Below are 24,887 nucleotides of genomic sequence, written 5' to 3'. Positions count from 1 at the left end.
TCAGGGGGACGTCGAGACTGCGCCGGAGCCGACCGGGTTGCGCGGGTCGCTGCCGACGCTTAGCTGGTTGCTGGCGCGGTTCCATTCCACCGTCTGCAGGTTGCCCCAGACGTGGCTGGAGCCGCGGCCGCCGGCCGCGCTGTTGCCCGGCAGGTCGATCTTGTGGCCCATTGCCTGCAGCTGCCTGATCGTCGCCTCGTCGAAGGTATTGCTCTCCGCCTCGATCACGTCCGGCAGCCACTGGTGGTGGAAGCGCGGCAGTGCCGCCACCTGCTGTGCGTCCAGGCCATCGTCGTAGCCCAGCACCCCCAGCAGCACCATCGTGATGATCCGGCTGCCGCCCGGCGTGCCCAGCACCACCACCTTGTCCGACGACTCCATGAAGGTCGGCGTCATCGAGCTCAGCATGCGCTTGCCCGGCTTCGGCGCATTCGCCTCGTAACCCATCACCCCGAACGCGTTCGGCGTGCCCGGCTTCAGCGCGAAGTCGTCCATTTCATTGTTCAACAGCACGCCCGTGCCCGACGGAATCAGACCCGAGCCATACAGCAGGTTCACCGTCTGGGTCGCGCCCACGCGGTTGCCCTGCCCGTCGATGATCGAGAAGTGCGTGGTTTCGTCGTCTTCCAGCGGCGTCGGGTTGCCCGACAGCAGGTCGCTCGGCGTCGCCTTCTCCGGATGGATGGTCGCGCGCAGGCCCTGCGCGTAATCCTTGCTGGTCAGCACCTTCTGCGGAATCTGCACGAAGTCCGGATCGCCCAGGAAGAACGTGCGGTCACGGAACGCGCGGCGCATCGCTTCCACCACCAGATGCGTGCGGTGCGCCGCGTCCATCTGCTTGATGTCCCAGCCTTCCAGAATCTGCAGCATCGACGCCAGCGCGATGCCGCCGGACGACGGCGGCGACGCCGTGGTGATCTTCCAGTCGCGGTAGTTGAACACGATCGGTTCGCGCTGCTTGACCCGGTAGCCGGCCAGCTCCTCCGCCGTCCAGCGCCCACCGGCCTGCTTCACCCCGGCCAGCAGCAGCTTGCCGGTCTGGCCCTTGTAGAAGCCGTCAAATCCACCGGCGGCCAGACGCTCCAGCGTCTGCGCCAGCTCCGGCTGCTTGAACACGTCGCCTTCCGCAATCGGCTTGCCGTTGCGCAGGTAGACATCACGCGTTCCGGGGTAACGCTCCATCACCTCGCGGCGCGAGGCATAGCCCTTGGCCATGCGCGCATACACCGGGAAGCCGTCACGCGCGATCCGGATCGCCGGGGCCAGCGAGGTCTGCAGCGGCAGCTTGCCGTGCTTGGCCGACAGTTCCACCAGCGCCGCCGGCAGGCCGGGAATGCCCGCCGACCAGGCACCGTTGACCGAGCGGTCGCGGTCGAGGTTGCCGTTCTTGTCGAGGAATGCCGCCGGGGTCGCCGCCGCCGGCGCGGTCTCGCGCGCGTCCAGCATCACGTCCTTGCCGGTGGCCGCATCATGCAGCAGGAAGAAGCCGCCACCGCCCAGCCCGGAGCTGATCGGCTCCACCACCGCCAGGGTCGAGGACACCGCCACCGCTGCGTCGAACGCGTTGCCGCCCTTGGCCAGGATCTCCATGCCCGCTTCCGTGGCCAGATGGTGGCCACTGGCGATGGCGGCACCGTCAGGGTGCTTGGCCAGCGTGGTGGCGGCCGGCTGGGCCGCCCAGGCAAACGGGGTCCACAGCAGGACCAGCAACAACCAGCGACGCGACGGGGTTTTCATTCGGACGGAGACTCCACATAGAGTTCGGGATGATCACGCTGCAGCCCAAACAGCTTGGCCAGCAATTGTTCCTGGGTTTCCGGAATGTCCGGATCGGGATCGATGCATTCCACCGGGCAGACGACCACGCACTGCGGCTCGTCAAAGTGCCCCACGCATTCCGTGCAGCGTGCAGGGTCGATCACGTAGATGGTTTCACCCATCGAAATGGCCTGGTTGGGACAGGCCGGCTCGCATACGTCACAGTTGACGCAGAGCTCGTTGATTTTCAGCGACATGGCGTTACTCCACGCCAGTGCCGGCAAAGGAAAGCCGGCCAACGCCGTGGCGCTGGCCGGTCATCGGCGGCTTCCGCAGGGAAACCGCCCGGGCCACGCCCGAAAGCGTGGCCGCCAGGGCACGGCTTACTTGGCTTCGACGAAAATGTACTCGGCACCGGTCGGCTGCACGATCGACTGCACGCGGGCGTTGTCAGCGGCCTGGCCGATGAACACCACGCGGACACCCTTCATCGAGTCGGCACCGACGTCCTTGAACACGGCCTGGATCATGTCGGCCATCTTCGAGGAAGCTGACGAACCGAAGGCCAGCATGTTGCCCGGCTGCACGCCACGGGCGACAGCGGCGGTGGCGCTTTCCACCTGACGGTCGTACTTGGCCTGGAACTCCGGATCCGATTCCGGCGACAGGTAGTACAGGAACGGGCTGTTGGAAATGTTGCCCATGTTCTGGATGGCCACGGCCTGCAGGTACTTCTTCCAGCCTGCATCGTCGTCCTTGGCCGGGGCGACCAGCGCCTGCTGGGCTTCGGCGACCGGTGCGGCTTCTTCCTTCTTGCAGGCGGTGAAGGCCAGCGCGAACGACGCGATCAGCATGGCACGCATGGTGTTGTTCATGGGTTTCCTCCCTCTGGTAATGCTTGGAATGTGAATGACAGGGTGTGACGGATGTTACGACGCGCCCGCTTTCGCCTCGCGCACCTTGCGCAGTGCCTCCAGCACCGACGCTGGCACGAAGCCGGACACGTCGCCGCCCAGGCGGGCGATCTCGCGGACCAGCGACGACGAAATGAAGCTGTGCTGCTCGGCCGGGGTGAGGAACAGGGTCTCCACCTCCGGAATCAGATGGCGGTTCATGCTGGCCATCTGGAACTCGTATTCAAAGTCGGACACCGCGCGCAAGCCGCGCAGCAGGATGCCGCCCTGCACCGAACGTACGAAATGTGCCAGCAGCGTATCGAAGCCGCGCACTTCCACGTTCTTATGGTGGGCCAGCGCGTCGCGAGCCAGCGACACCCGCAGCTCCAGCGGCAGCGTCGGCCCCTTCGACGGGCTCTGCGCCACCCCCACCACCACCTTCTCGAACAACGGCGCGGCCCGGTTCACCAGGTCGATGTGACCGTTGGTGATCGGATCGAAAGTGCCCGGGTACACGGCAATGCGGCGGTTGGCCACGGTCATACGGCAGATACGCTGTTGTGATCTGGTGAAAGTGTAGCAGCGGCGCGCCGGTACAGGGCAAAACGGACCTCCCGGGTCCCGCCCTCGCGGTGCAGCAGCCACGGGGCCGGCACCACCGGCACCCGGTCGCCCGGCGACTCCAGATACAGCCACGCATCGGCGGCCAGATGCGGGCCCAGCCCCGCCAGCACCCCCTCCCACAGCCCGTCGGCAAACGGCGGGTCCACGAACACGATGTCCGCCTGCCCTGCCGCCGGCTGCGCCAGCCATTGCAGTGCATCGGCCTGCGCCACCTGGACCTGGTCCTGCGCACCCAGCTTCGCCACCGATTCCCGCAGCTGACGGCACAGCGCGCCATCCCGTTCCACCAGGGTGGCCTGCGCCGCCCCGCGGGATACCGCTTCCAGCCCCAGAGCGCCGCTGCCGGCGAACAGGTCCAGCACCTGCGCCCCGCCGAGCTTGGGCATCAACCAGTTGAACAGGGTTTCACGGACCCGGTCGCTGCTCGGGCGCAGGCCCGGGGACATGGGGACCGGGAGTTTCGTGTTGCGCCATTTGCCGCCGATGATGCGGACCTGGCCCATCGGGGTGGGGGCGGAGGAGCGTGGTTTCATGGCGGGGAGGATACCGTAGGGCCGACGGGTGCATTCGGTGGTTTTAATGCGTTACCGGGCGTGGTGACGTTCACGGCCGTCGTCTGTCGACCGACGCTACCAAAGCAGAATCCTGCTTTTCTGTCCGATGGCGATGATCCATCGGGGGCGGCCTCCGGGTGGCCCCCGGAGGGACGCTCCAAAACATGGATGTTTTGGAGCAGCCCCCATGGATGGGTTCACGGCGTGTCCCGGAGCGGGGCCGCCCGGAGGCCGCCCCGCACGGAACAATGGAGACGCCGCCCGCTTGAAAACGGGACAATCCATCCCTACCCCTTGAGCCAGCCGCCGCGCGTTGCGCGCCATCGACCTCAAGGAGCATCGCCCCATGACCGAGCCAAGCCAGAAGCAGACCCTGGGCTTCCAGACCGAAGTGAAGCAGCTGCTGCAGCTGATGATCCACTCGCTGTACTCCAACAAGGAAATCTTCCTTCGCGAGCTGATCTCCAATGCCGCCGACGCCGCCGACAAGCTGCGCTTTGAAGCGCTGACCCAGCCGGCCCTGCTGGAAAGCGATGGCGAGTTGCGCATCCAGGTCAGCTTCGACCCCGCCGCGCACACCCTCACCATCGACGACAACGGCATCGGCATGAGCCGTGACGACGCCATTGCCCACCTCGGCACCATCGCCAAGTCCGGCACCGGTGACTTCCTGCGCCAGCTCTCCGGCGACCAGAAGAAGGACTCGCAGCTGATCGGCCAGTTCGGCGTTGGCTTCTACAGCGCCTTCATCGTCGCCGACCAGGTGGACGTGTATTCCCGTCGCGCCGGCCTGCCCGCCAGCGAAGGCGTGCACTGGTCCTCGCGCGGCGAAGGCGACTTCGACGTCGAAACCATCGACAAAGCCGAGCGAGGCACCCGCATCGTCCTGCACCTGAAGGACGACCAGCAGGACTTCGCCGATGGCTGGCGCCTGCGCGGCATCATCAAGAAGTACTCCGACCATATCGGCCTGCCGATCCAGATGGTCAAGGAACACCACGGCGAAGACGCACCGGCCGAGGTCGAATGGGAAACCGTCAACCGCGCCAGCGCGCTGTGGACCCGTCCGCGCACCGAGATCACTGACGCCGAGTACCAGGAGTTCTACAAGCACGCCGCCCACGACCACCAGGATCCGCTGGCCTGGAGCCACAACAAGGTGGAAGGCAAGCTCGAGTACACCTCGCTGCTGTACGTGCCCGGCCACGCCCCGTTTGATCTGTACCACCGCGACGCGCCCAAGGGCCTGAAGCTGTACGTGCAGCGCGTGTTCGTGATGGACCAGGCCGAGCAGTTCCTGCCGCTGTACCTGCGCTTCATCAAGGGCGTGGTCGACTCCAACGACCTGTCGCTGAATGTCTCGCGCGAGATCCTGCAGAGCGGCCCGGTCATCGACTCGATGAAGTCCGCACTGACCAAGCGCTCGCTGGACATGCTGGAAAAACTGGCCAGCGACAAGCCCGAGGTCTATGCCGGGTTCTGGAAGCAGTTCGGCCAGGTGCTGAAGGAAGGTCCGGCTGAAGACTACGGCAACCGCGAAAAGGTTGCCGGCCTGCTGCGCTTCGCCTCCACCCATGACGCCAGCGGCGAGCAGAGCGTGTCGCTGGCCGATTACATCGAGCGCATGGTCGAGGGCCAGGACAAGATCTACTACCTCACCGGCGAGAGCCACACCCAGGTCAAGGACAGCCCGCACCTGGAAGTGTTCCGCAAGAAGGGCATCGAAGTGCTGCTGCTCACCGACCGCATCGACGAGTGGCTGATGGGCTACCTGACCGAGTTCGACGGCAAGTCGTTCGTCGACGTTGCCCGTGGTGATCTTGATCTGGGCGCACTTGAAAGTGCCGAAGACAAGCAGGCCCAGGAAGAAGCCGCCAAGGACAAGCAGGCGCTGGTCGAGCGCTTGAAGACCGCGCTGGGTGCCGATGTCGCTGATGTGCGCGTGTCGCACCGCCTGACCGATTCGCCGGCCATTCTGGCCATTGGCGAGCAGGACCTGGGTCTGCAGATGCGCCAGATTCTGGAAGCCAGCGGACAGAAGGTGCCGGACAGCAAGCCGGTGTTCGAGTTCAACCCGGGGCACCCGTTGATCGGCAAGCTGGATCAGGAAACCGACAGTGGTCGGTTTGACGACCTCAGCCGCGTGCTGTTCGATCAGGCCGCGCTGGCTGCCGGCGATTCGCTGAAGGACCCGGCGGCGTATGTGCGGCGGTTGAACAAGCTGTTGTTGGAATTGTCCGCCTGAAGGTAGTGCCGGCCGCTGGCCGGCTCTTCATGATCCTTCCGGGTGGCGCGTGGAGCCGGCCAGCGGCCGGCACTACCCTAGGCTCTATCGTCGAACAGGCTTCCCAGCATCTCATCGGCCCGCCGCAACACCATCGCGTTGGCCTTGAACGCCAGCACCTCGGTGCGTGCGGCAACCAGGTCGGCGACCGGCGCGGCGGGGTCTTCGACGGTGGTGCCGACCGACGTCTGCACCCCGCCCTCGGCGGCGGTACTGCGCTGCAGCTGCAGCCGCTGGGCATCGGCGGTCGGCAGATTGGCCACGTTGTGCGCGGCGACCTGCACACCCTGCTGGGCGGCGCGCATGCCGCTGCCGGTAATGGCCATGATGCTGCTCATGCGGTGCCCCCTGGACCGGCACGATGCGGTCCTCCGTGGCTGTTAACGGCACCCGGCCGCGGAACTTGAATGCACGCGGGCCCGACAGGCCCGGGTGGTAGCATATCCCTCTGAATATCAGCACCTTTTGCCCATGCTCAGTTTTTTCCGCCGCAAGAAGCCCCAGGACGCGCCGCAGGACGCGCCCAAGACCCAGCATTATTCGGCCGAAGAGCTGGCGGCCGCGTTTCCCGGCGCGGCCCCGCAGACGGAAGACGCGACGCCGGACGCCGTTGTAGAGCCGGGCTCTGCCCGGCTGGAAGGTGATGCATCGCCGCACAGCCGGGCAGAGCCCGGCTTTACGGATTCCGTGCCGGCACCGACCCCGGTCATCGAAACCGCGCCCATCGCGCCCCAGGTCACCCCCGAACCGGCCGTGCAGACCACTGCCCCGGTCGTGGTCGCCACCGAAATCGTCCAGGAAGCCGTCCAGCCACTGGCCACTCCGGAGGTCACCGACGAGGTCGCCCCGGCCGCGCCGGGCAAGTCCGGCTGGCGTGACCGCCTGCGCAACAGCGTGTTCGCACGCAGCGTGGGCAGCCTGTTCTCGCGCAATCCCAAGCTCGACGACGACCTGCTGGATGAAATCGAAACCGCGCTGATCACCGCCGACGTCGGCGTTACCGCCACCACCGCACTGGTGGAAGGCCTGCGCAAGCGCATGAAGGCGCGCGAGTTCGCCGACGCGCGCGCCCTGCAGGCCGCCCTGCGTGCCGAACTGATCGCCATCCTGCAGCCGGTGTCGCAGCCGCTGGTCATCGACCGCAACGCCAAGCCGTTCGTGGTGCTGACCGTGGGCGTCAACGGGGTCGGCAAGACCACCACCATCGGCAAGCTGGCCAAGCGCTTCAAGGATGAGGGCCACAGCCTGATGCTGGCTGCGGGTGATACCTTCCGCGCGGCTGCCGTGGCCCAGCTGCAGGCCTGGGGCGAGCGCAACGGCGTGGCCGTGGTCGCGCAGGGCCAGAACGCCGACGCTGCATCGGTGGCGTTTGATGCCCTGCAGGCCGGCAAGGCGCGTGGCACCAGTGTGCTGATCGCCGATACCGCCGGCCGCCTGCATACCCAGGGCGGGCTGATGAACGAACTGGGCAAGATCCGCCGCGTGCTCGGCAAGATCGATCCGGCCGCCCCGCATGAAGTGCTGATGGTGATTGATGGCACCACCGGCCAGAACGCGCTGTCGCAGCTGCGCCAGTTCCACGCCGTGGTCACCGTGACCGGGCTGGTGGTGACCAAGCTCGACGGCACCGCCAAGGGCGGCGTGGTGTTCGCGCTGGCACGGGAGTTCGGGATTCCGATCCGCTTTGCCGGCATTGGCGAGCGTCCCGAGGATCTGCGCGTGTTTGATCCGGAAGCGTTCGTGGATGCGCTGTTGCCTGAAGCGTTGAGTGGTTGATGCGCGCGGTCAGCCACGCAGGGCGTGGCTCTACGGGGCACGATGCGTTTGTTGGGCGGTTGCTGCCTTGGTTTGACGACCATGGGCGGCACGACCTGCCCTGGCAGCATCCGCGCACGCCTTACCGGGTCTGGTTGTCGGAGATCATGCTGCAGCAGACCCAGGTGGCCACGGTCATTCCGTACTTCCTGCGCTTCCTCGAGCACTTCCCCACCCTGCCCCACCTGGCCGCTGCCAGCAATGACGCCGTGATGGCGCAGTGGGCGGGGCTGGGCTACTACGCGCGTGCTCGCAATCTGCATGCCGCCGCGCAACGCTGTGTGGAACTGCATGGCGGCGACCTGCCCCGCGACTTTGATGCGCTGCTGGCGCTGCCCGGCATCGGCCGCAGTACTGCGGGCGCGATTCTCAGCCAGGCCTGGAATGACCGTTTCGCCATCCTGGACGGCAACGTCAAACGGGTAATGAGCCGCTTCCACGGCATTGAAGGCTTCCCCGGCCTGCCGGCCGTGGAGAAAGTGCTGTGGGCGCGGGCCAACGACCATGTCGCCCATGTTCCCAACGGCCGGTTGGCCGACTACACCCAGGCGCAGATGGACCTGGGGGCAACGGTCTGCACCCGCGCCAAGCCCGCCTGCGTGATCTGCCCGCTCACCGACGACTGCGTGGCACGCCGCGACGGACGGGTAGAGCAGCTGCCGACCCCGAAGCCGGGCAAGACCCTGCCCGAACGCGAAGCCACTGCCCTGCTGCTGCGCGATGCGCGCGGCCACATCCTGCTCGGCAAGCGCCCGGATACCGGCATCTGGGCGCAGTTATGGACACTGCCACAGGCCGACAACAGCCCGGCGTTGCAGGACTGGTTCGACGCCCATGTAGAGGGCGCGCTGGAACTGGCCGAGCCGCTGCCGGTGCTGCAACACACCTTCAGCCACTACCGGCTGCACCTGCGGGTGCTGCAGTTGGGTCCGGTCGCCCTGCGCGACGGGCTGGGCGACAATGAGCGCCTGCGCTGGGTCGCGCCCGCCGCGCTGGGTTCACTGGGCCTGCCGGCCCCGATCCGCAAACTTCTGCTTTCTCTTGAGTAATCCCATGTCCCGCACCGTTTTCTGCCAGAAAGAGCAACGCGACACCGAAGGCCTGGACTTCGTGCCTTACCCGGGCGAACTGGGTCAACGCATCTTCAACGGCATCGGCAAGAGTGCCTGGGCCGCGTGGCTGGCGCATCAGACCATGTTGATCAATGAAAACCGGCTGTCGCCGCGCAATCCGGAGCATCGTGCGTTTCTGGAGAAGGAACTGGAGAAGTTCCTGTTCGGCGAGGGTGCGGAGAAGCCGGCCGGGTTTACCCCGGAGGCGTAGGCGAACGCCTACGCCGGTAGTGCCGGCCGCTGGCCGGCAACCACGCATACACATCCGACGTTCATGAGGTTGCCGGCCAGCGGCCGGCACTACCTCAGGTCGTCGCTTCGCGCTCGGCCACGTCCGCCTTGCGCAGCTCCTTCTCCGACGCCCGCAATGCCGGCACGTCCAGCTTGCGGATGCTGCCGATGAAACACGGCACGCGCGGGCCGCCGGTGGTGTCGCGCACCAGCACCTTGTCGAAGCGCGAGGACACCCGGCCCATCTGGCTGGTCAGCCCGATCGCCGGCGCGTAGCTCAGCCCGTCACAGGGGCCACGCAGTTCCAGCAGGTAGGCCTCGCTGGGGCGGGTCCATACCGCCAGCGCGCTGTCGCCCAGCTCGGTCCAGCCGTTGAGTGAGCCGAAATACTGCAGGTCCGGCTGCGGCGCACCGGCGTGGGAACGGTACAGCTCCAGCCTGTCCGCCGTGCTCAGGCGGCCGGTGCTGGAACAGGCGGCAAGGGTCAGGCTCAGGGCAGCAACGGCGATCAGCGACTTCATGGCACACCTCCGTTTGTGATGAATGGACGGATGATGCACCGGAAAACCGCCACCCGGCACTGTCATGAACCGGTCATTCAGCTTCCAGATCAGACCTCGCTGTGCGCCAGCGCGTGCAGGCGGCCCTCGCGCAGCTCCAGCACGCGATCCAGACGCCGCGCCAGGCTGCGGTCGTGGGTGACCAGGACCAGGCTGGTGTGGTGGGCGCGATTGAGCTCCAGCATCAGTTCGAACACGGTGCCGGCGGTCTTGTCATCCAGGTTGCCGGTGGGCTCGTCACCGAGCACGCAGGCCGGGCGGTTGACCAGCGCGCGGGCCACGGCCGCACGCTGACGCTCGCCGCCGGACAGCTCGCCCGGCTTGTGGGTGAGGCGATGCCCCAGCCCGACGGACTCCAGCAGCGCTTCCGCACGCGCCTTGGCGTCGGCGACCTCGCGACGATTCAACAGCACCGGCATCATCACGTTTTCCAGCGCGGTGAATTCCGGCAACAGGTGGTGGAACTGGTACACAAAGCCGAGCGCGGCATTGCGCAGGCGGCCACGCTGGCCGTCCGACAGCGCCGACATCTGCTGCCCGGTCACGAACACTTCGCCGGCGGTCGGCGTATCCAGCCCGCCCAGCAGGTGCAGCAGCGTGCTTTTGCCGGCACCGGAGGCACCGATGATGGCCACGGTTTCGCCGGCGGTCACCGTCAGGTCCAGGCCCTTGAACACCGGGGTCTGCATGCGCCCTTCGGCATAGGTCTTGGCCAGGCCCTGGGCCCGGATCACTTCGTCGCCGCGGTTGATCGGCTCATTCATAACGCAGGGCCTCGGCCGGCTGGGTGCGGGCAGCACGCCACGCGGGGTACAGGGTGGCGAGGAAGCTCATGGCCAGCGCAACCACGGTGATGATGACGATGTCCGGGGTCTGCATGTCGGTCGGCAGCCCGGTGATGTAGTAGACGTCTTCCGGCAGCAGCTTGACCTGGAACACCGACTCGATCAGCTCCAGGATGCGCTCCAGGTTGAGCGTGAGGGTGATGCCGCCGACCACGCCCAGCACGGTGCCGATGATGCCGATCAGCGAGCCCTGCACCATGAACACCTGCATCACCCCGCCGGGAGTGAGGCCGAGCGTGCGCAGAATGGCGATGTCGGCCTGCTTGTCGGTGACCAGCATTACCTGCGACGACACCAGGTTGAACGCACCCATGGCGATGATCAGCGAGAGCAGGATGCCCATCACCACCTTCTCCATGCGCAGCGAGTGATACAGGTTGGCGTTCTGCTGGGTCCAGTCGCTGACCCGATAGGCACCGCCCAGCCCACGCGCCAGGTCGTAACCGACGTCGAAGGCCTTGTCCATGTCGTGCAGCTTCAGGCGCACGCCGGTGACGCCGTCGATGCGCAGCACGCGCTCGAGGTCGTCCATATTGGCGTAGGCCACGCCACGGTCGATTTCGTTGTAGCCGGCCTCGAAAATGCCACTGACGGTGAATCGCTTCAGTCGGGGCATCGCTCCGACCGGGGTGCCCTGCACTTCGGCCAGGGTGACCAGCACGGTGTCGCCGACATCCACGCCCAGCCACAGTGCCAGCTCCTTGCCGACCAGCAGGTTGTAGCTGCCGGGGGTCAGGCTGTCGTAACTGCCTTTCTTGACCTTCTGGTTGATCACCGACACGGCCGGTTCCTGCGCCGGGTCAATACCCTGCACGATCGCCCCCTGCACGCGCGGACCGCTGAGCATGGCCTGGATTTCGATGTACGGGGCGGCACCGGCGACCCGCGGGTCCTTGCGCGCCACCTCCACCGCATGCTGCCAGTCGGACATCGGCGCACCGTCGGTAGTGACCGTGGTGTGCGCGGTCATCTGCAGCAGGCGGTCGCGGATTTCCTTCTGGAAGCCGCTCATCACCGCCAGCGTGGTGATCAGCACGGTCACGCCCAGGGCAATGCCCAGGATCGAGGCCATCGAAATGAAGGAGATGAAGCCGTTGCGGCGTTTGGCCCGCAGGTAACGCAGGCCGATGGCTACAGGAATGGGTTTGAACATGCAGGTACGCCGGACAATTCACACTATGGTGCCACTGCCGGGCGTGAACGGGAAATGCAGTGGGCCCGCACGGCCAGTCGCAGTTCACGTCGCGCGGCGGGTGGCAGGGTGTCGGGCCAGAACAGTCGGGCATGGCAGCGGCCACCCGTGCGCCAGCGCAGTTGCAGCAGCCAGCCACGGTCCTGCAGGGACACGTCATCCACCGGCTCGCCGTTGACGGTCACCGGGGCATCGCCGGCGCAGATGACGATGCGGCAGGCGGGACGTCGGGCATGGTGCCAGCCCTGCCCTGCAGCCCACGCCGTGGCCAGCAGTGCGGTTGGCCAGCGCCAGGGATCGGGGAGCCCGCTGCCCAGCACGACCAGCGGCGTCAACAGGGCCAGCAGCGCATGCGCGGCGCACTGCCAGCGCGACGGACGCCAATCAAGCAGGCAGGGCGCGGATCTTCTCCAGGAGCGGGACGGCGTGGGCATGCGGGCACTGTTCGTATCCCATGAACCAGCGCCACAACTTATCGTCCTCGCAGTCGAGCAGGAACAGGAAAACCTCGCGCTCTTCTGTGGGCGCAGTGCTCCATTCGCGGTTGAGATAACGCTCGAACAGCTGGTCCAGTTCGCGCATACCGCGGCGGCAGCGCCAGCGGAGTTTTTTCAGGAGGGTGTGTTCGTCCACCAGGTGTGCTTCCAGAAGTGGCAAAGCCACGCAGGGCGTGGCTCTACCGGTTTCGATCATTGCACCATGGACACGCATGGCGTGTCCCTACACGTTCAACCTGGCGTAGTGACACGCCATGCGTGTCATCGCGGTGCCGACCAGCACCCCGTAGTGACACGCCATGCGTGTCATCGCGGTGCCGGACAACCCAACCATCATCAGGCGCGGCGCGCCATCATCAGCTTCTTGATCTCGGCAATGGCCAGCGCCGGATTCAGGCCCTTCGGGCAGGTCCGGGCGCAGTTCATGATGGTGTGGCAGCGGTACAGCTTGAACGGGTCTTCCAGGTCGTCCAGGCGCGCACCGGTGTCTTCATCGCGCGAGTCGATGATCCAGCGGTAGGCCTGCAGCAGGATCGCCGGACCCAGGTAACGCTCGCCGTTCCACCAGTAGCTCGGGCAGCTGGTCGAGCAGCAGGCGCACAGGATGCACTCGTACAGGCCGTCCAGCTTCTTGCGGTCTTCCGGCGACTGCAGGCGCTCACGGTCCGGCGGAGCCGGGGTCTGGGTGCGGATCCACGGCTTGATCGACGCGTACTGCGCGTAGAAGTGGGTCAGGTCCGGCACCAGATCCTTGACCACGCTCATGTGCGGCAGCGGGTAGATCGGCACTTCGGCCTTGCCGCAGTCCGCAATGGCGCGGGTGCAGGCCAGCGTGTTGGTGCCGTCGATGTTCATCGCGCACGAACCGCAGATGCCCTCGCGGCACGAACGACGGAAGGTCAGGGTCGGATCAATTTCGTTCTTGATTTTGATCAGCGCGTCCAGAACCATCGGGCCGCAGGCGTCCAGATCGATCTCGTAGGTGTCGGTGCGCGGATTGCTGTCGTCGTCAGGACTCCAGCGGTAGACCTTGAAGGTGCGCAGGTTCTTGCCGCCGGTCTTGGCGGGGAAGTGCTTGCCCTTCGTGATCTTGGAATTCTTTGGCAGGGAAAACTCGGCCATGGCTGTTCTCGTTGGCTCAGGCGGCCCGCGCCCGAAGGCGCGGATGCTCGGTAGTCGGGATCGCGATCAGTACACGCGCGGCTTCGGCGGCACCACGGCGACCTCGTCGGTCAGCGTGTACATGTGCACCGGACGGTAGTCGAAGCTGCACTTGCCCTTCTCGTCCACGTGCACCAGCGTGTGCTTGTGCCAGTTGACGTCGTCGCGGTCCGGGAAGTCCTCGTGCGCGTGTGCGCCGCGGCTTTCCTTGCGCTGTTCGGCCGAGTTGATCGTTGCCACTGCGTTGAGCAGCAGGTTGTTCAGCTCGTAGGTTTCGATCAGGTCGGAGTTCCAGACCAGCGAACGATCGCTGACCTTCACGTCCTGGAACGAATCGAACACGGTGGCCATCTTCTCGCAGCCTTCCTTCAGCGTCTGGCTGGTGCGGAACACGGCCGCGTCAGCCTGCATGGTGCGCTGCATGTTGTCGCGGATCACCGAGGTCGGGGTGTCGCCGTTTGCGTAGCGCAGCTTGTCGAGCAGGCCCAGCGCCTTGTCGCAGGCGTCCGAAGCGAGCGGCTTGTGCGCCGCACCCGGCTTGATGGTTTCAGCGCAGCGGTTGGCCACCGCACGACCGAACACCACCAGGTCGAGCAGCGAGTTCGAACCGAGGCGGTTGGCACCGTGCACCGACACGCAGGCGGCTTCGCCGATCGCGTACAGGCCCGGCACCACGGCGTCGTTGTTGTCGCCGACCTTGCGCACCACTTCACCGTGGAAGTTGGTCGGAATGCCGCCCATGTTGTAGTGCACGGTCGGGATGACCGGAATCGGCTGCTTGTGCACGTCGACGCCGGCGAAGATGTGGGCGCTTTCGGCAATACCCGGCAGCTTCTCGTCGATCACGCCCGGGCCGAGGTGGGTCAGGTCGAGCAGGATGTGGTCCTTGTGCTCGCCGACGCCGCGGCCTTCGCGGATTTCGATGGTCATGGAACGGGCGACCACGTCGCGCGACGCCAGGTCCTTGTAGTGCGGTGCATAGCGCTCCATGAAGCGCTCGCCGTTGCTGTTGCGCAGGATGCCGCCTTCACCGCGGACACCCTCGGTGATCAGGCAGCCGGCACCGTAGATGCCGGTCGGGTGGAACTGCACGAACTCCATGTCCTGCATGGCGATGCCGGCACGCATGGCCAGGCCGCCGCCGTCGCCGGTGCAGGTGTGCGCCGAGGTGGCGCTGAAGTAGGCGCGGCCGTAACCGCCGGTGGCCAGCACCACGCCCTGGGCGCGGAACAGGTGCAGCGAGCCATCGGCCATGTCCAGCGCCAGCACGCCGCGGCAGGCCCCTTCTTCATCGAAGATCAGGTCCAGCGCGAAGTACTCGATCATGAAGCGCGCGTCGTGCTTCAGCGACTGCTGGTACAGCGTGTGCAGCATGGCGTGACCGGTACGGTCGGCCGCCGCGCAGGTACGCTGCGCCGCCGGGCCTTCGCCGTACTTGGTGGTCATGCCACCGAACGGGCGCTGGTAGATCTTGCCCTCTTCGGTACGGCTGAACGGCACACCGTAGTGTTCCAGCTCGATGATGGCCGGAATGGCCTCACGGCACATGTACTCGATGGCGTCCTGGTCGCCCAGCCAGTCCGAGCCCTTGATGGTGTCGTAGAAGTGGTAACGCCAGTCGTCTTCGCCCATGTTGCCCAGCGCGGCGGAGATACCGCCCTGCGCGGCCACGGTGTGCGAACGGGTCGGGAAGACCTTGGTCAGGCAGACCGTCTGCAGGCCCTTGGCGGCAAGCCCGAACGTGGCGCGCAGACCGGCACCGCCGGCACCGACCACGACCATGTCGTACTTGTGTTCAGTAATCTTGTAAGCGGACATCTAATCTGGATTCCTGTCTTGGTGCCTGGACTCAGGCAACGCCGAGCGCAATGCGGGCGACCGCAAAAACACTGACGATCGCGCCGAGCACGGCGATGAACTTCACCGTGGTCTGCAGCGCCAGGGCCAGCAGCGAGTTATGGATGTAGTCTTCCAGCACGACCTGCAGGCCGAGCTGCGCATGCCAGAACATGGCGATCAGGAAGCCGACCAGCAGCACCGCATTCCACGGCTTGGACACCGCTTCGGTGGCGGCCGCGTAGTCCGAACCGACCAGGCTCAGCACGAACACCAGGAACCACAGGGTCAGCGGAATCAGCGCGGTGGCGGTCAAACGCTGGTGCACGAAGTGCTCGGTGCCGGTCTTGGCAGCACCCAGGCCACGCACGTTCTTCAACGGAGTACGGAACTTGCTCATGCGGCACCTCCGACGAACACATAGGCCCAGACCAGCGCGGTGATCACCAGCGAACCGACGACCGACAGCCAGCTGCTGCGCACGAACGCCGGAATGCTGAAGCCGATGGCGAAGTCCTGCACGATATGGCGGATGCCATTGCAGAAGTGATAGGCAAACGACCACGTCCATGCGAACAGGAACAGCTTTCCATACCATGCACCGGCGTGACCGGTGAAGCAGTTCCAGGATTCAGGACCCATCATCAGGGCGAGCAGGCCGCCGGCGATGATCAGGGCTCCAACAGACAGAAAGATGCCGGTCGCTCGATGAAGAATCGAGGTGGCCATCTGGATCTGCCAGCGATACACCTGAAGGTGCGGGGAAAGGGGACGTTCTCTGGCGGCCATTCGCTGGGCTCGTTGTCTCGGCTGGGCGGCGCAATGCCGCGTTGGCTCAATGCTGATCAGAAATCGATGCAGCGTCCGTTTTTCTCCCAATCGCCATACCGCACCGGATCGAGTCCGCCGCGGCCGCCAAATTCCGGAGCCGGTGCCGGGGTCGGGACGAGCGCATGCTCCTCCGGTACCAGCGGGGCTTCAGGTTCGACGTCGGGAGTGGGGGTTGTTTGGCCTATCATGGGTGGTCTCGCAACGCACAAATTTTAGACCCCGTTCACGTGCCTGACAACCTGCCCCTGCCATCCAATGGTCTTACCGGCGCGTTTACGCGTCTTTCCGGTCACCGTCTGCTCAGCCTGCGCGGGCCCGACGCGGTGGTGTTTGCCCAGGCCCAGTTCGCCAACGACGTCACCACCCTGCCCCTGCGGCACTGGCAGTGGAGCGCCTGGCTGAGCCCGAAAGGCCGCACGCTGGCGGTGTTCCAGCTGCTGCGGGTCGAGGACGATCACGTGATGCTGGTGCTGGCCGACGGCGATGCCGATGCGATTGCGTCGCAATTGCAGCGCTTCGTCTTCCGCCGCAAGTTGAAAGTGGAACTGCGCAGTGACCTGAGCGTTGCCGGCAGCTTCACTGCGCCGGAGGCGGCCAGCGGGGCCGTGTTTGCGCAGAATGATCAGAGCCTGGAGCTGGATGTCGGCAGCGATGCACTGCCGCGCTCGCTGTGGATCGGCCCCGCGGAGGCAGCGCTGGCCGAGGACGCGGGCTTTGCCCTGGCCTGGCGCCAGTCCGACCTGCGCTACGGGCTGCCCCGCCTGGAGGCTGACCAGCGGGAGGCGTGGACGCCGCAGCAACTCGGCCTGGACCGGTTGAACGGCTACAGCGTGAAGAAGGGCTGCTACCCGGGCCAGGAGATCGTGGCGCGCACGCACTTCCTGGGCAAGGCCAAGCGGGCGCTGCAGCTGCTGCGCGTAGGCGACGGCGTGGCCAGTGGGGCGTCAGTGGAACAGAACGGTGCGGCCATTGGCACCGCGGCCAGCGTGGCCGGTGATCTGGCGTTGGCGGTGTTGCCGTTGGAGCTGGCGGAAGGCGCGTTGAGCGTGGGGGGTGCGGAGGCGCACGCGGTGCCGTTGTTGGAAGGGTTGGCGCGCTGACTTGCTGATGGACCGCGCAGCCACGCAGGGCGTGGCTCTACGGATATCACACCGTACGTAGAGCCACGCCCTGCGTGGCTGCGCCATCCATTATCACGCGTCGTGATTCAACCGTTCCCCGGTTTCAGCATCAAAGAAATGCAGCCCCTGCGGCTGGATCGCCACCCGGATCGATTCCCCGACCGCCGGCAACACCTGCGGTGCAACACGCATCACCAGCGCCTGATCACCCTGGCGCATGTTGACGAAGATCTCGTTGCCCACCGGCTCAATGCCTTCAATCTCGGCATCGAAGCCATGCGCATCACCCGCCGCCGCCGGCTGCAGATGCTCCGGTCGCACGCCGACGGCAATGGACGTGCCGACCCACGCCGCATCCACGGTTGCGTCGCCCAGCGGGGCACGCAGCGACGCCTGTGCCACCACCAGCCCTTCGCTGCCGCGCTCCAGCGTGCCGCGCAGCACGTTCATCGCCGGGCTGCCGAGGAAGCCGGCCACGAACAGGTTGGCCGGGCGGTCGTACAGCGCCATCGGCGTGTCGATCTGCTGGATGATGCCGTCCTTGAGCACCACGATGCGCTGACCCAGGGTCATTGCTTCTACCTGGTCGTGGGTCACATAGATCATGGTGGTGCCGAGCTTGCGATGCAGCTGCGCGATTTCGGTGCGCACGCTGTGGCGCAGCTTGGCATCGAGGTTGGACAGCGGCTCATCCAGCAGGAACACCGCCGGCTCGCGCACCAGTGCACGCCCCAGCGCCACGCGCTGGCGCTGGCCGCCGGACATCGCCTTGGGCAGCTTGTCCAGCATCTCGGTCAGGCCCAGGGTCTGTGCCGCCTCGTTGACGCGCTTGGCGATGGTCGCCTTGTCGTGGCCGCGCAGCTTCAGTCCGAAGGCCAGATTCTCGGCCACGGTCATGTGCGGGTACAGGGCATAACTCTGGAACACCATGGCGATGTCGCGGTCCTTGGGGGCCACGTCGTTGACCACCCGGTCGCCGATGGTCAGGGTGCCACCGCTGATCTCTTCCAGACCCGCCACCATGCGCAGCAGGGTCGACTTGCCACAGCCGGACGGCCCCACCAGCACCATCAATTCGCCGTCGGCCACTTCGAAGGTGGCTCCCTGCACGGCCACCTGGCCGTTGTCGTACACCTTGCGCACGCCCTGCAACTGCACTTTTGCCATATCACCCATTCCAGTCCGCCCGTTCTCCGGGCTGTTGTGCGGAACTGCCTTCGGCCCTCCCGATGGCAGGTCGATGGCGTGGTGCCGCATGACGGCGACCACTGCAATCGAATACAGTCTGCGCATTCTGCCATGTAAACGTTTTCACGTGGCAGTATCCTTGGTTCGGTCTTCACCGGTGTGCGCGGATGAGACGCCAGTCTCCCGATTGCAGCGGTGTTTGGCCCATGATGGGCGGGTACGCGCCTGTTCATGTTGCACCTGCAGCAATCGGACAGCGCCACCAGCAACACCCCCGAGAACATAGACGAGAAGCGATTGACAACGATGTCACCCGGATCTGAAACTCGAGCGATGCACGACACCCTCTTCCTGTTTGGCGCCACCGGCGACCTTGCCCAACGCTACCTGTTCCCTTCGTTGCTGCGCCTGCTCGGCGATGGCCTGCTGCCGGAAGACTTCAAGGTCCGCGCACTGGCGTTGTCGCCGCACGACACCGAGGCCTTCCGCGAAATTCTGCGCCCGCGCCTGCAACAGGCGATGCCGCAGGCCAGCCAGGAGGACATCCAGTCGCTGCTGCAGCGCATTGATTACCGTTCGGTCGATCTGCGCGATCCGCAGTCGGTGGCCGATTCGGTCCGCGACCTGGTGCACCGCCAGTGCGTGAGCTACCTGGCCATTCCGCCGGGCCTGTACATCTCCACCTGCGAAGGTCTGGCCCTGGGCGGCGCGCTCGCCGCGCCGGCGCGCCTGATGCTGGAAAAGCCGATCGGCAGCGACAGCGCCAGCGCCGAACACATCCTGACCACCATCGGCCAGTGGATCGACGAAGACCGCGTGTTCCGCCTCGACCACTACCTGGGCAAGGCCGCGGTGCAGAACCTGATCGCGCTGCGCTTCGGCAACACGCTGCTGGAAGCGGTGTGGAACCGCAACTACATCGAGTCGGTGCACATCCTGGTTGCCGAAAGCGAAGGCGTGGATGGCCGCGACGCGTATTACGCGCGCTCCGGCGCGCTGCGTGACATGGTCCAGAGCCACATTTTGCAGCTGCTGTGCCTGGTGGCGATGGAACCGCCGGCTTCGCTGGAAGCCGACCGCGTGCGCGACGAGAAGGTCAAGGTGCTGCGCGCCCTGCGTCCGCTCGATGCCAAGCACGCGGCGCGCGACAGCGTGCGCGGCCGCTACACCGCCGGCAGCATCAACGGCCAGCCGGCCCAGGCCTACCAGCCGCCGGAAGGCAGCGACGTGGAAACCTTCGCTGGGGTCACCGCGCACATCGACAACTGGCGCTGGTCGGGCGTGCCGTTCCACCTGGTCACCGGCAAGCGCCTGCCCGAACGCACCACGCGCGTGGTGGTGACGCTCAAGCCGGTCACGCACTGGCTGTTCGAGCGCCCGCATCGCGGCAACGCCACCCCGAACCGCATCACCTTCCAGCTGCAGCCGCAGGAAAACATCGAACTCGGCCTGATGAGCAGCCTGGCCGGCCCGGAATGGGGCGCGCTGGAACTGCACCCGCTGGAACTGGAACTGTCGGTGCCGACCGGCCTGCACCGTCGCATCGCCTACGAGCGCCTGTTCCTGGATGCATTCAATGGCAACCACGCGCTGTTCGTGCGCGACGACGAAGTGCGCGCAGCCTGGGCGTGGATCGACAGTGTGAGCGAAGCCTGGAAGGCTGCGCCGCTGCCGCTGCAGCCCTACCCCGCTGGCCAGTGGGGTCCGACCGAAGCGGCCGGCTTCCTGCCGGCTGACGTGGACGCGGATGCCGGCCGCAAGGATCCGGCATGACGGTCGCCAGCCTTCCGGCGCTGGTCGCCGACATTGGCGGCACCAACGCCCGCTTCGCACTGGCTGACACCCAGCAGGCAGCACCGCTGCTGGCTGACACCGTGCGCGAATTCGCGGTGGCCGACTTCCCTTCGCTGGGTGACGCCGCACGGCATTACCTGGAACAGATCGGGGCCGACGCCGACCGTGGCGTGTTCGCGGTGGCCGGCCGCGTTGACGGTGACGAAGCGCGCATCACCAATCACCCGTGGGTGATCTCGCGTGCGCGCACCGCACACATGCTTGGCTTCGGCCAGCTGCACCTGATCAACGACTTCGCCGCGCAGGCGATGGCGATCTCCCTGCTGCAGCCCAGCGACGTGGTGCAGGTGGGCGGTGCCGCGTGGGTGCCAGGCAAGCCGGGACAGCCGCGCAACTACGCGGTGATCGGCCCGGGCACCGGGCTGGGCGTGGGCGGTCTGATCCTGCGCCATGGCCGCTGCTATCCGCTGGAAACCGAAGGCGGACACGTCAGCTTCCCGCCGGGCACGCCAGAGGAAATCCGCATTCTGGAAATCCTGTCCGAGCAGTTCGGCCGGGTCTCCAACGAGCGTCTGATCTGCGGCCCGGGCCTGGTCAACATCCATCGCGCGGTCTGCGAGATGGCCGGTTTTGATCCGGGCCTGCTGCAGCCGGCCGATGTCACCGCACGTGCGCTGCAGGGCGACCCGCAGGCGATGCGCGCGGTGGACGTGTTCTGCGCGGTGTTCGGTGCGATTGCCGGCGACCTGGTGCTGATCCAGGGTGCCTGGGACGGCGTGTTCCTGACCGGCGGGCTGGTACCGAAGATGCTCGATTCGCTGCAGCATTCCGGCTTCCGCCAGCGCTTTGAACACAAGGGCCGCTTCTCTTCGATCATGTCGCGGGTGCCGTCGCTGGCGGTGATGCACCGCCATGCGGGCCTGCTGGGCGCAGCTGCGTATGCCGCCGACATCGAACGCGACCTGCCGGGAGGCACTGCATGAACCGACTCGACACTTCCGAACGCTTTGAACTGATCCGTCACGGCGAAGCCGATGCCTGGATTGAAGCGGTCGCCAACGAGATGGCGGAAAGCCTGAACGTGGACATCCGCGAAACCGGTCGTGCGCGCCTGCTGCTGTCCGGTGGCACCACGCCGGCACCGGTGTACCAGGCGCTGGCCGAACTGGACGTGCACTGGGACCGGGTTGAAGTCAGCCTGGTGGACGAACGCTGGCTGTCGCCGAACGACCGCGACAGCAACGCCTGGCTGGTGCGCGAGAGCTTCCTCAAGCGTGCCGAGAGCGCCCACTTCGATCCGCTGGTGCGGGTCGGCAAGCCGATTGCCGAGTGCGTGTACACCGCCAATCTGCAGGCACAACATTCACAGTCACCGACCCTGGCGGTGCTGGGCATGGGCAACGACGGCCACACCGCGTCGCTGTTCCCGGGTTCGAAAGACCTCGGCCGTGCGCTGGAAAGCACCCTGCCCTACGCCGCACTGGACGCCACCGGATGCCCGGGCGCGAACCAGTGGCCGCTGCGCATCACGCTGACCCCGCATGGGCTGCGCAAGTGCCGCCAGCGCCTGCTGCTACTGCGCGGCAAGCAGAAGCTGGAAGTGCTCAAGCAGGCGCTGGAAAGCAACAACGCCCAGCTGTATCCCATCCTCAACGCCATCGACATGGACGGCCCGAAGCTGCGCATCCACTGGTGCGACTGAGCCGTGACCGACCTTCCTTTACTGCGTTCCCCACTCATAGCCGGTAGCCAATGAGCCTGCATCCCCAACTTGAAGCCATCACCGCGCGGATCATCGCGCGCAGCGCCGCCTCGCGTGCGGCCTACCTGGCCGGCGTGGATGCCGCGCTGCGCGACGGCCCGTTCCGTTCGCGCCTGAGCTGCGGCAACCTGGCGCACGGCTTCGCGGCCTGCGGCCCGACCGACAAGTCGCGCCTGCGCGGCGGCGTGACGCCCAACCTGGGCATCATCACCGCCTACAACGACATGCTGTCGGCGCACCAGCCGTTCGAGCATTACCCGGAGATCCTGCGCGAGACCGCACGCTCGCTCAGCGCGACTGCGCAGGTGGCCGGCGGCGTGCCGGCGATGTGTGACGGTGTGACCCAGGGTCGGGCCGGCATGGAGCTGTCGCTGTTCTCGCGCGATGTGATCGCGCAGTCGACGGCAATCGGGCTGAGCCACGACATGTTCGACACGACGGTGTATCTGGGCGTGTGTGACAAGATCGTGCCGGGCTTGCTGATCGGGGCACTGGCATTCGGCCATCTGCCGGCGGTGTTCCTGCCTGCAGGCCCGATGACGCCGGGTATCCCGAACAAGCAGAAGGCGGAAGTGCGCGAGCGCTACGCGGCCGGTGAGGCCACGCGCGAAGAGCTGCTGGAAGTGGAAGCGGCGTCGTACCACGGGGTGGGCACCTGCACGTTCTACGGCACCGCCAACTCGAACCAGACGCTGCTGGAAGCGATGGGCGTGCAGCTGCCGGGGGCATCGTTCGTGAACCCGGGCACGCCGCTGCGCGATGCGCTGACCCGCCATGCGGCGCAGCGTGCGCTGGAGATCACGGCGCTGGGCGACGACTTCCGTCCGCTGGGCCGTCTGATCAACGAGAAGGCGATCATCAACGCGGTGATCACGCTGATGGCGACGGGCGGTTCGACCAACCACACGATCCACTGGATCGCGGTGGCGCGGGCGGCGGGCATCGTGCTCACCTGGGACGACATGGACGAGCTGTCGCAGCTGATTCCGCTGCTGGCGCGGGTGTACCCGAACGGCGAGGCGGACGTGAACCGCTTTGCGGCGGCGGGCGGCACGGCGTTCGTGTTCCGCGAGCTGATCAATGCGGGGCTGATGCATGCGGACCTGGTGACGGTGGCCGAGGACGGCATGCACCAGTACACGCAGGACCCGGCGTTGCGCGACGGTGCACTGACCTGGATCGAGGGCATCACGGAAAGTGCGGACCTGGAAGTGGTGCGCCCGGTGGCGGAGCCGTTCGAGGCCCAGGGTGGCCTGCGCCTGCTGCGCGGCAATCTGGGGCGTTCGCTGATCAAGCTGTCGGCGGTGAAGCCGCAGTACCGCACGATCGAAGCGCCGGCCGTGGTGGTGGATGCGCCGCAGGTGTTGAACAAGCTGCACGCGGCGGGCGTGCTGCCGCACGATTTCGTGGCGGTGGTGCGTTACCAGGGGCCGCGTTCGAACGGGATGCCGGAGCTGCATTCGCTGGCACCGCTGCTGGGGCTGCTGCAGAACCAGGGGCGGCGCGTGGCGCTGGTGACGGACGGTCGTCTGTCGGGCGCGTCGGGCAAGTTCCCGGCGGCGATTCATCTGACCCCGGAGGCATCGCGTGGCGGTGCCATCGCGCGGGTGCGCGAGGGCGACATGATCCGTCTGGACGGCGAAGCGGGCACACTGGAGGTGCTGGTGGACGCGGCGGAATTCGCAGCGCGCGAACCGGCACCGAACACGGCCCCGGCAGGCCACGACATGGGTCGCAATCTGTTCGCGCTGAACCGCCGCATGGTGGGTCCGGCGGACCAGGGCGCGATCTCGATCTCGTGCGGCCCGGCGGCAGCAGACGGCGACATCTGGAACTACGACGCCGAGTACGAACTGGGCGGCGGCGCTTCGGCGGCGGCTGCACCGCATGAGGCCAAGGACGCCTGACCTGCTGAAATTTCGCGCGAACGGCGGCGGTGAGGTTCACTGTGGAGAGTCAGCGGCGGGGGCCCTTTCCGGGACACGCCGTGAACCCATCCATGGGGGCTCGTCCAAAACATCCATGTTTTGGACGGTCCCGGAAAGGGCCCCCACCGCTGCCTCTCGACGCATCTCGGCGCTTCGGTAGCGCCGGCCGTTGGCCGGCCCACGCATTCTCACAACGCTCGGCCGCGTACGGCCTCGCACAATGACGGAACACACTTCCATGACCATCGCCGCACATCAACAACGCGCTGAATCCCTGCTCCACGCTGCCGGCATTCTGCCGGTGGTCACCGTGCACACCCTCGACCAGGCGCGCGCGGTCAGCGCGGCGCTGCTGGAAGGTGGGCTGCCGGCGATTGAACTGACCCTGCGCACGCCGGTGGCGATGGAAGCGCTGGCGATGCTCAAGCGCGAACTGCCGGATGTGGTGGTGGGCGCGGGCACGGTGCTGACCGTGGAACAGATGCAGCAGGCGATCGATGCGGGCGCGGATTTCCTGGTGACGCCGGGTACGCCGGCGCACATGGCCGATGCGCTGGCGGCGGCCCCGCTGCCGGTGGTGCCGGGTGCGGCGTCGCCGACGGAACTGCTGGCGCTCTACGCGCGCGGCTTCCGGGTGTGCAAGCTGTTCCCGGCGTCGGCGGTGGGCGGGCTGGCGATGATCAAGGGACTGGCGGGTCCGATTCCGGATCTGAAGCTGTGCCCGACCGGCGGCATTACTGAAACGACGGCGGCCGAGTATCTGGAGCAGAAGAACGTGGTCTGCATCGGCGGCTCGTGGATGGTGCCGAACAACTGGATCGCTGACGGCGACTGGGACAAGGTGAAAACCAGCGCGGCGGCGGCGGCACAGATCGTTGCCCGCGTTCGCGCGCGTTAA

The 24,887-nt window shown here is 66.5% G+C and carries 27 protein-coding genes; 10 read left to right on the top strand and 17 right to left on the bottom strand.

The window, feature by feature from the left end; translation table 11 throughout:
• The 5 genes from ggt to rsmD all read right to left on the bottom strand — a co-directional run bounded on the left by ggt (window position 1) and on the right by rsmD (window position 3,811).
• The gene (gene ggt, locus RT551_RS04765; protein ID WP_313456054.1) at window positions 1-1,737 is read right to left on the bottom strand and encodes a gamma-glutamyltransferase; all 1,737 of its coding nucleotides are present in this window, start codon (window positions 1,735-1,737) and stop codon (window positions 1-3) included.
• Window positions 1,734-2,015, bottom strand: a complete 282-nt coding sequence (locus tag RT551_RS04760; protein ID WP_282297235.1) for a YfhL family 4Fe-4S dicluster ferredoxin — start codon at window positions 2,013-2,015, stop codon at window positions 1,734-1,736. The genes ggt and RT551_RS04760 overlap by 4 nt, the downstream gene beginning before the upstream one ends.
• Window positions 2,016-2,141: 126 nt before the next feature.
• Window positions 2,142-2,633 (bottom strand): hypothetical protein, encoded by a 492-nt coding sequence (locus RT551_RS04755; RefSeq protein ID WP_311190903.1) that lies wholly within the window; start codon window positions 2,631-2,633, stop codon window positions 2,142-2,144.
• Between the two features lie 54 nt (window positions 2,634-2,687).
• Window positions 2,688-3,197 carry a pantetheine-phosphate adenylyltransferase gene (gene coaD, locus RT551_RS04750; RefSeq protein ID WP_125360136.1) on the bottom strand — a complete coding sequence of 170 codons (510 nt, stop codon included), beginning with the start codon at window positions 3,195-3,197 and terminating at the stop codon, window positions 2,688-2,690.
• On the bottom strand, window positions 3,194-3,811 hold the full coding sequence (gene rsmD, locus RT551_RS04745) for a 16S rRNA (guanine(966)-N(2))-methyltransferase RsmD (RefSeq protein ID WP_313456052.1): 618 nt from the start codon (window positions 3,809-3,811) through the stop codon (window positions 3,194-3,196). The genes coaD and rsmD overlap by 4 nt, the downstream gene beginning before the upstream one ends.
• A 367-nt stretch (window positions 3,812-4,178) precedes the next feature.
• On the opposite strand from rsmD, the gene htpG reads away from it, so the two are divergent.
• Window positions 4,179-6,077: a molecular chaperone HtpG gene (htpG, locus tag RT551_RS04740; protein ID WP_313456051.1), complete on the top strand. Its 1,899-nt coding sequence runs from the start codon at window positions 4,179-4,181 to the stop codon at window positions 6,075-6,077.
• A 77-nt stretch (window positions 6,078-6,154) separates the two neighbouring features.
• On the opposite strand, the gene RT551_RS04735 is transcribed toward htpG, so the two are convergent.
• The gene (locus tag RT551_RS04735; RefSeq protein WP_313456049.1) at window positions 6,155-6,454 is read right to left on the bottom strand and encodes a hypothetical protein; all 300 of its coding nucleotides are present in this window, start codon (window positions 6,452-6,454) and stop codon (window positions 6,155-6,157) included.
• A 133-nt stretch (window positions 6,455-6,587) separates the two neighbouring features.
• Between RT551_RS04735 and ftsY the strand changes: the two genes are divergently transcribed.
• From ftsY to RT551_RS04720, 3 genes are read left to right on the top strand one after another with little or no spacing between them, the layout of a single operon-like run.
• Window positions 6,588-7,892: a signal recognition particle-docking protein FtsY gene (ftsY, locus tag RT551_RS04730; protein ID WP_313456048.1), complete on the top strand. Its 1,305-nt coding sequence runs from the start codon at window positions 6,588-6,590 to the stop codon at window positions 7,890-7,892.
• Window positions 7,892-8,980, top strand: coding sequence for an A/G-specific adenine glycosylase (gene mutY, locus RT551_RS04725; RefSeq protein WP_313456046.1), 1,089 nt, complete (start codon window positions 7,892-7,894; stop codon window positions 8,978-8,980). The genes ftsY and mutY overlap by 1 nt, the downstream gene beginning before the upstream one ends.
• Before the next feature lie 4 nt (window positions 8,981-8,984).
• A complete protein-coding gene (locus tag RT551_RS04720) occupies window positions 8,985-9,254 on the top strand; it encodes an oxidative damage protection protein (protein WP_313456044.1) in 270 nt (89 codons plus the stop codon).
• Between the two features lie 94 nt (window positions 9,255-9,348).
• On the opposite strand, the gene RT551_RS04715 is transcribed toward RT551_RS04720, so the two are convergent.
• From RT551_RS04715 to RT551_RS04670, 10 genes are all read right to left on the bottom strand, one after another.
• Complete coding sequence (locus tag RT551_RS04715) at window positions 9,349-9,795, bottom strand: DUF6491 family protein (protein ID WP_313456043.1); 447 nt, start codon at window positions 9,793-9,795, stop codon at window positions 9,349-9,351.
• Window positions 9,796-9,884: 89 nt separating this feature from the next.
• A complete protein-coding gene (gene lolD, locus RT551_RS04710; protein ID WP_313456042.1) occupies window positions 9,885-10,598 on the bottom strand; it encodes a lipoprotein-releasing ABC transporter ATP-binding protein LolD in 714 nt (237 codons plus the stop codon).
• Complete coding sequence (locus RT551_RS04705) at window positions 10,591-11,832, bottom strand: lipoprotein-releasing ABC transporter permease subunit (protein WP_311190894.1); 1,242 nt, start codon at window positions 11,830-11,832, stop codon at window positions 10,591-10,593. Before RT551_RS04705 ends, lolD begins: the two co-directional genes overlap by 8 nt.
• A gap of 23 nt (window positions 11,833-11,855) precedes the next feature.
• The gene (locus RT551_RS04700; protein ID WP_313456040.1) at window positions 11,856-12,305 is read right to left on the bottom strand and encodes a hypothetical protein; all 450 of its coding nucleotides are present in this window, start codon (window positions 12,303-12,305) and stop codon (window positions 11,856-11,858) included.
• Entirely contained in the window at window positions 12,256-12,504 is a 249-nt protein-coding gene (locus RT551_RS04695; RefSeq protein WP_313456038.1) for a succinate dehydrogenase assembly factor 2, read from the bottom strand. The genes RT551_RS04700 and RT551_RS04695 overlap by 50 nt, the downstream gene beginning before the upstream one ends.
• Window positions 12,505-12,704: 200 nt before the next feature.
• The gene (locus RT551_RS04690; protein WP_313456036.1) at window positions 12,705-13,490 is read right to left on the bottom strand and encodes a succinate dehydrogenase iron-sulfur subunit; all 786 of its coding nucleotides are present in this window, start codon (window positions 13,488-13,490) and stop codon (window positions 12,705-12,707) included.
• Window positions 13,491-13,556: 66 nt separating this feature from the next.
• Window positions 13,557-15,347: a succinate dehydrogenase flavoprotein subunit gene (gene sdhA / locus RT551_RS04685; protein WP_313456034.1), complete on the bottom strand. Its 1,791-nt coding sequence runs from the start codon at window positions 15,345-15,347 to the stop codon at window positions 13,557-13,559.
• 31 nt (window positions 15,348-15,378) lie between these two features.
• Window positions 15,379-15,765, bottom strand: a complete 387-nt coding sequence (sdhD, locus tag RT551_RS04680; RefSeq protein WP_311190890.1) for a succinate dehydrogenase, hydrophobic membrane anchor protein — start codon at window positions 15,763-15,765, stop codon at window positions 15,379-15,381.
• Window positions 15,762-16,154 (bottom strand): succinate dehydrogenase, cytochrome b556 subunit, encoded by a 393-nt coding sequence (sdhC, locus tag RT551_RS04675; RefSeq protein WP_125360151.1) that lies wholly within the window; start codon window positions 16,152-16,154, stop codon window positions 15,762-15,764. The genes sdhD and sdhC overlap by 4 nt, the downstream gene beginning before the upstream one ends.
• Window positions 16,155-16,210: 56 nt before the next feature.
• A complete protein-coding gene (locus tag RT551_RS04670; protein ID WP_125360152.1) occupies window positions 16,211-16,384 on the bottom strand; it encodes a DUF1674 domain-containing protein in 174 nt (57 codons plus the stop codon).
• A gap of 39 nt (window positions 16,385-16,423) precedes the next feature.
• On the opposite strand from RT551_RS04670, the gene RT551_RS04665 reads away from it, so the two are divergent.
• Window positions 16,424-17,296: a folate-binding protein gene (locus tag RT551_RS04665; protein ID WP_313456033.1), complete on the top strand. Its 873-nt coding sequence runs from the start codon at window positions 16,424-16,426 to the stop codon at window positions 17,294-17,296.
• A 93-nt stretch (window positions 17,297-17,389) separates the two neighbouring features.
• On the opposite strand, the gene ugpC is transcribed toward RT551_RS04665, so the two are convergent.
• Entirely contained in the window at window positions 17,390-18,484 is a 1,095-nt protein-coding gene (gene ugpC / locus RT551_RS04660) for a sn-glycerol-3-phosphate ABC transporter ATP-binding protein UgpC (RefSeq protein ID WP_313456031.1), read from the bottom strand.
• A 354-nt stretch (window positions 18,485-18,838) separates the two neighbouring features.
• Here ugpC and zwf point away from each other — a divergent pair, with 354 nt between their 5' ends.
• The 5 genes from zwf to eda all read left to right on the top strand — a co-directional run bounded on the left by zwf (window position 18,839) and on the right by eda (window position 24,887).
• On the top strand, window positions 18,839-20,278 hold the full coding sequence (gene zwf / locus RT551_RS04655) for a glucose-6-phosphate dehydrogenase (RefSeq protein WP_313456030.1): 1,440 nt from the start codon (window positions 18,839-18,841) through the stop codon (window positions 20,276-20,278).
• A complete protein-coding gene (gene glk / locus RT551_RS04650) occupies window positions 20,275-21,282 on the top strand; it encodes a glucokinase (RefSeq protein WP_313456028.1) in 1,008 nt (335 codons plus the stop codon). Before zwf ends, glk begins: the two co-directional genes overlap by 4 nt.
• The gene (gene pgl / locus RT551_RS04645; protein WP_313456026.1) at window positions 21,279-22,001 is read left to right on the top strand and encodes a 6-phosphogluconolactonase; all 723 of its coding nucleotides are present in this window, start codon (window positions 21,279-21,281) and stop codon (window positions 21,999-22,001) included. The genes glk and pgl overlap by 4 nt, the downstream gene beginning before the upstream one ends.
• A 50-nt stretch (window positions 22,002-22,051) precedes the next feature.
• Complete coding sequence (gene edd, locus RT551_RS04640) at window positions 22,052-23,968, top strand: phosphogluconate dehydratase (RefSeq protein WP_313456024.1); 1,917 nt, start codon at window positions 22,052-22,054, stop codon at window positions 23,966-23,968.
• Window positions 23,969-24,227: 259 nt separating this feature from the next.
• On the top strand, window positions 24,228-24,887 hold the full coding sequence (gene eda, locus RT551_RS04635) for a bifunctional 4-hydroxy-2-oxoglutarate aldolase/2-dehydro-3-deoxy-phosphogluconate aldolase (protein WP_313456022.1): 660 nt from the start codon (window positions 24,228-24,230) through the stop codon (window positions 24,885-24,887).

The sequence above is a fragment of the Stenotrophomonas sp. genome, from assembly GCF_032103445.1.
Taxonomy (GTDB): Bacteria; Pseudomonadota; Gammaproteobacteria; order Xanthomonadales; family Xanthomonadaceae; genus Stenotrophomonas.
The sequence above is the reverse complement of the archived record's forward strand: the minus strand, read 5'-3'. Positions and strand labels throughout refer to the sequence as shown.

Coding starts and splice junctions, on each gene's coding strand:
- RT551_RS04670 (WP_125360152.1), bottom strand. CDS start 16,384: ATGATAGGCCAAACAACCCCCACTCCCGACGTCGAACCTGAAGCCCCG.
- RT551_RS04700 (WP_313456040.1), bottom strand. CDS start 12,305: ATGCCCACGCCGTCCCGCTCCTGGAGAAGATCCGCGCCCTGCCTGCTT.
- RT551_RS04735 (WP_313456049.1), bottom strand. CDS start 6,454: ATGAGCAGCATCATGGCCATTACCGGCAGCGGCATGCGCGCCGCCCAG.
- sdhC (WP_125360151.1), bottom strand. CDS start 16,154: ATGGCCGCCAGAGAACGTCCCCTTTCCCCGCACCTTCAGGTGTATCGC.
- zwf (WP_313456030.1), top strand. CDS start 18,839: ATGCACGACACCCTCTTCCTGTTTGGCGCCACCGGCGACCTTGCCCAA.
- ggt (WP_313456054.1), bottom strand. CDS start 1,737: ATGAAAACCCCGTCGCGTCGCTGGTTGTTGCTGGTCCTGCTGTGGACC.
- edd (WP_313456024.1), top strand. CDS start 22,052: ATGAGCCTGCATCCCCAACTTGAAGCCATCACCGCGCGGATCATCGCG.
- RT551_RS04705 (WP_311190894.1), bottom strand. CDS start 11,832: ATGTTCAAACCCATTCCTGTAGCCATCGGCCTGCGTTACCTGCGGGCC.
- htpG (WP_313456051.1), top strand. CDS start 4,179: ATGACCGAGCCAAGCCAGAAGCAGACCCTGGGCTTCCAGACCGAAGTG.
- lolD (WP_313456042.1), bottom strand. CDS start 10,598: ATGAATGAGCCGATCAACCGCGGCGACGAAGTGATCCGGGCCCAGGGC.
- RT551_RS04720 (WP_313456044.1), top strand. CDS start 8,985: ATGTCCCGCACCGTTTTCTGCCAGAAAGAGCAACGCGACACCGAAGGC.
- ugpC (WP_313456031.1), bottom strand. CDS start 18,484: ATGGCAAAAGTGCAGTTGCAGGGCGTGCGCAAGGTGTACGACAACGGC.
- RT551_RS04690 (WP_313456036.1), bottom strand. CDS start 13,490: ATGGCCGAGTTTTCCCTGCCAAAGAATTCCAAGATCACGAAGGGCAAG.
- pgl (WP_313456026.1), top strand. CDS start 21,279: ATGAACCGACTCGACACTTCCGAACGCTTTGAACTGATCCGTCACGGC.
- eda (WP_313456022.1), top strand. CDS start 24,228: ATGACCATCGCCGCACATCAACAACGCGCTGAATCCCTGCTCCACGCT.
- sdhD (WP_311190890.1), bottom strand. CDS start 15,765: ATGAGCAAGTTCCGTACTCCGTTGAAGAACGTGCGTGGCCTGGGTGCT.
- RT551_RS04755 (WP_311190903.1), bottom strand. CDS start 2,633: ATGAACAACACCATGCGTGCCATGCTGATCGCGTCGTTCGCGCTGGCC.
- RT551_RS04715 (WP_313456043.1), bottom strand. CDS start 9,795: ATGAAGTCGCTGATCGCCGTTGCTGCCCTGAGCCTGACCCTTGCCGCC.
- sdhA (WP_313456034.1), bottom strand. CDS start 15,347: ATGTCCGCTTACAAGATTACTGAACACAAGTACGACATGGTCGTGGTC.
- rsmD (WP_313456052.1), bottom strand. CDS start 3,811: ATGAAACCACGCTCCTCCGCCCCCACCCCGATGGGCCAGGTCCGCATC.
- glk (WP_313456028.1), top strand. CDS start 20,275: ATGACGGTCGCCAGCCTTCCGGCGCTGGTCGCCGACATTGGCGGCACC.
- RT551_RS04760 (WP_282297235.1), bottom strand. CDS start 2,015: ATGTCGCTGAAAATCAACGAGCTCTGCGTCAACTGTGACGTATGCGAG.
- ftsY (WP_313456048.1), top strand. CDS start 6,588: ATGCTCAGTTTTTTCCGCCGCAAGAAGCCCCAGGACGCGCCGCAGGAC.
- mutY (WP_313456046.1), top strand. CDS start 7,892: ATGCGCGCGGTCAGCCACGCAGGGCGTGGCTCTACGGGGCACGATGCG.
- coaD (WP_125360136.1), bottom strand. CDS start 3,197: ATGACCGTGGCCAACCGCCGCATTGCCGTGTACCCGGGCACTTTCGAT.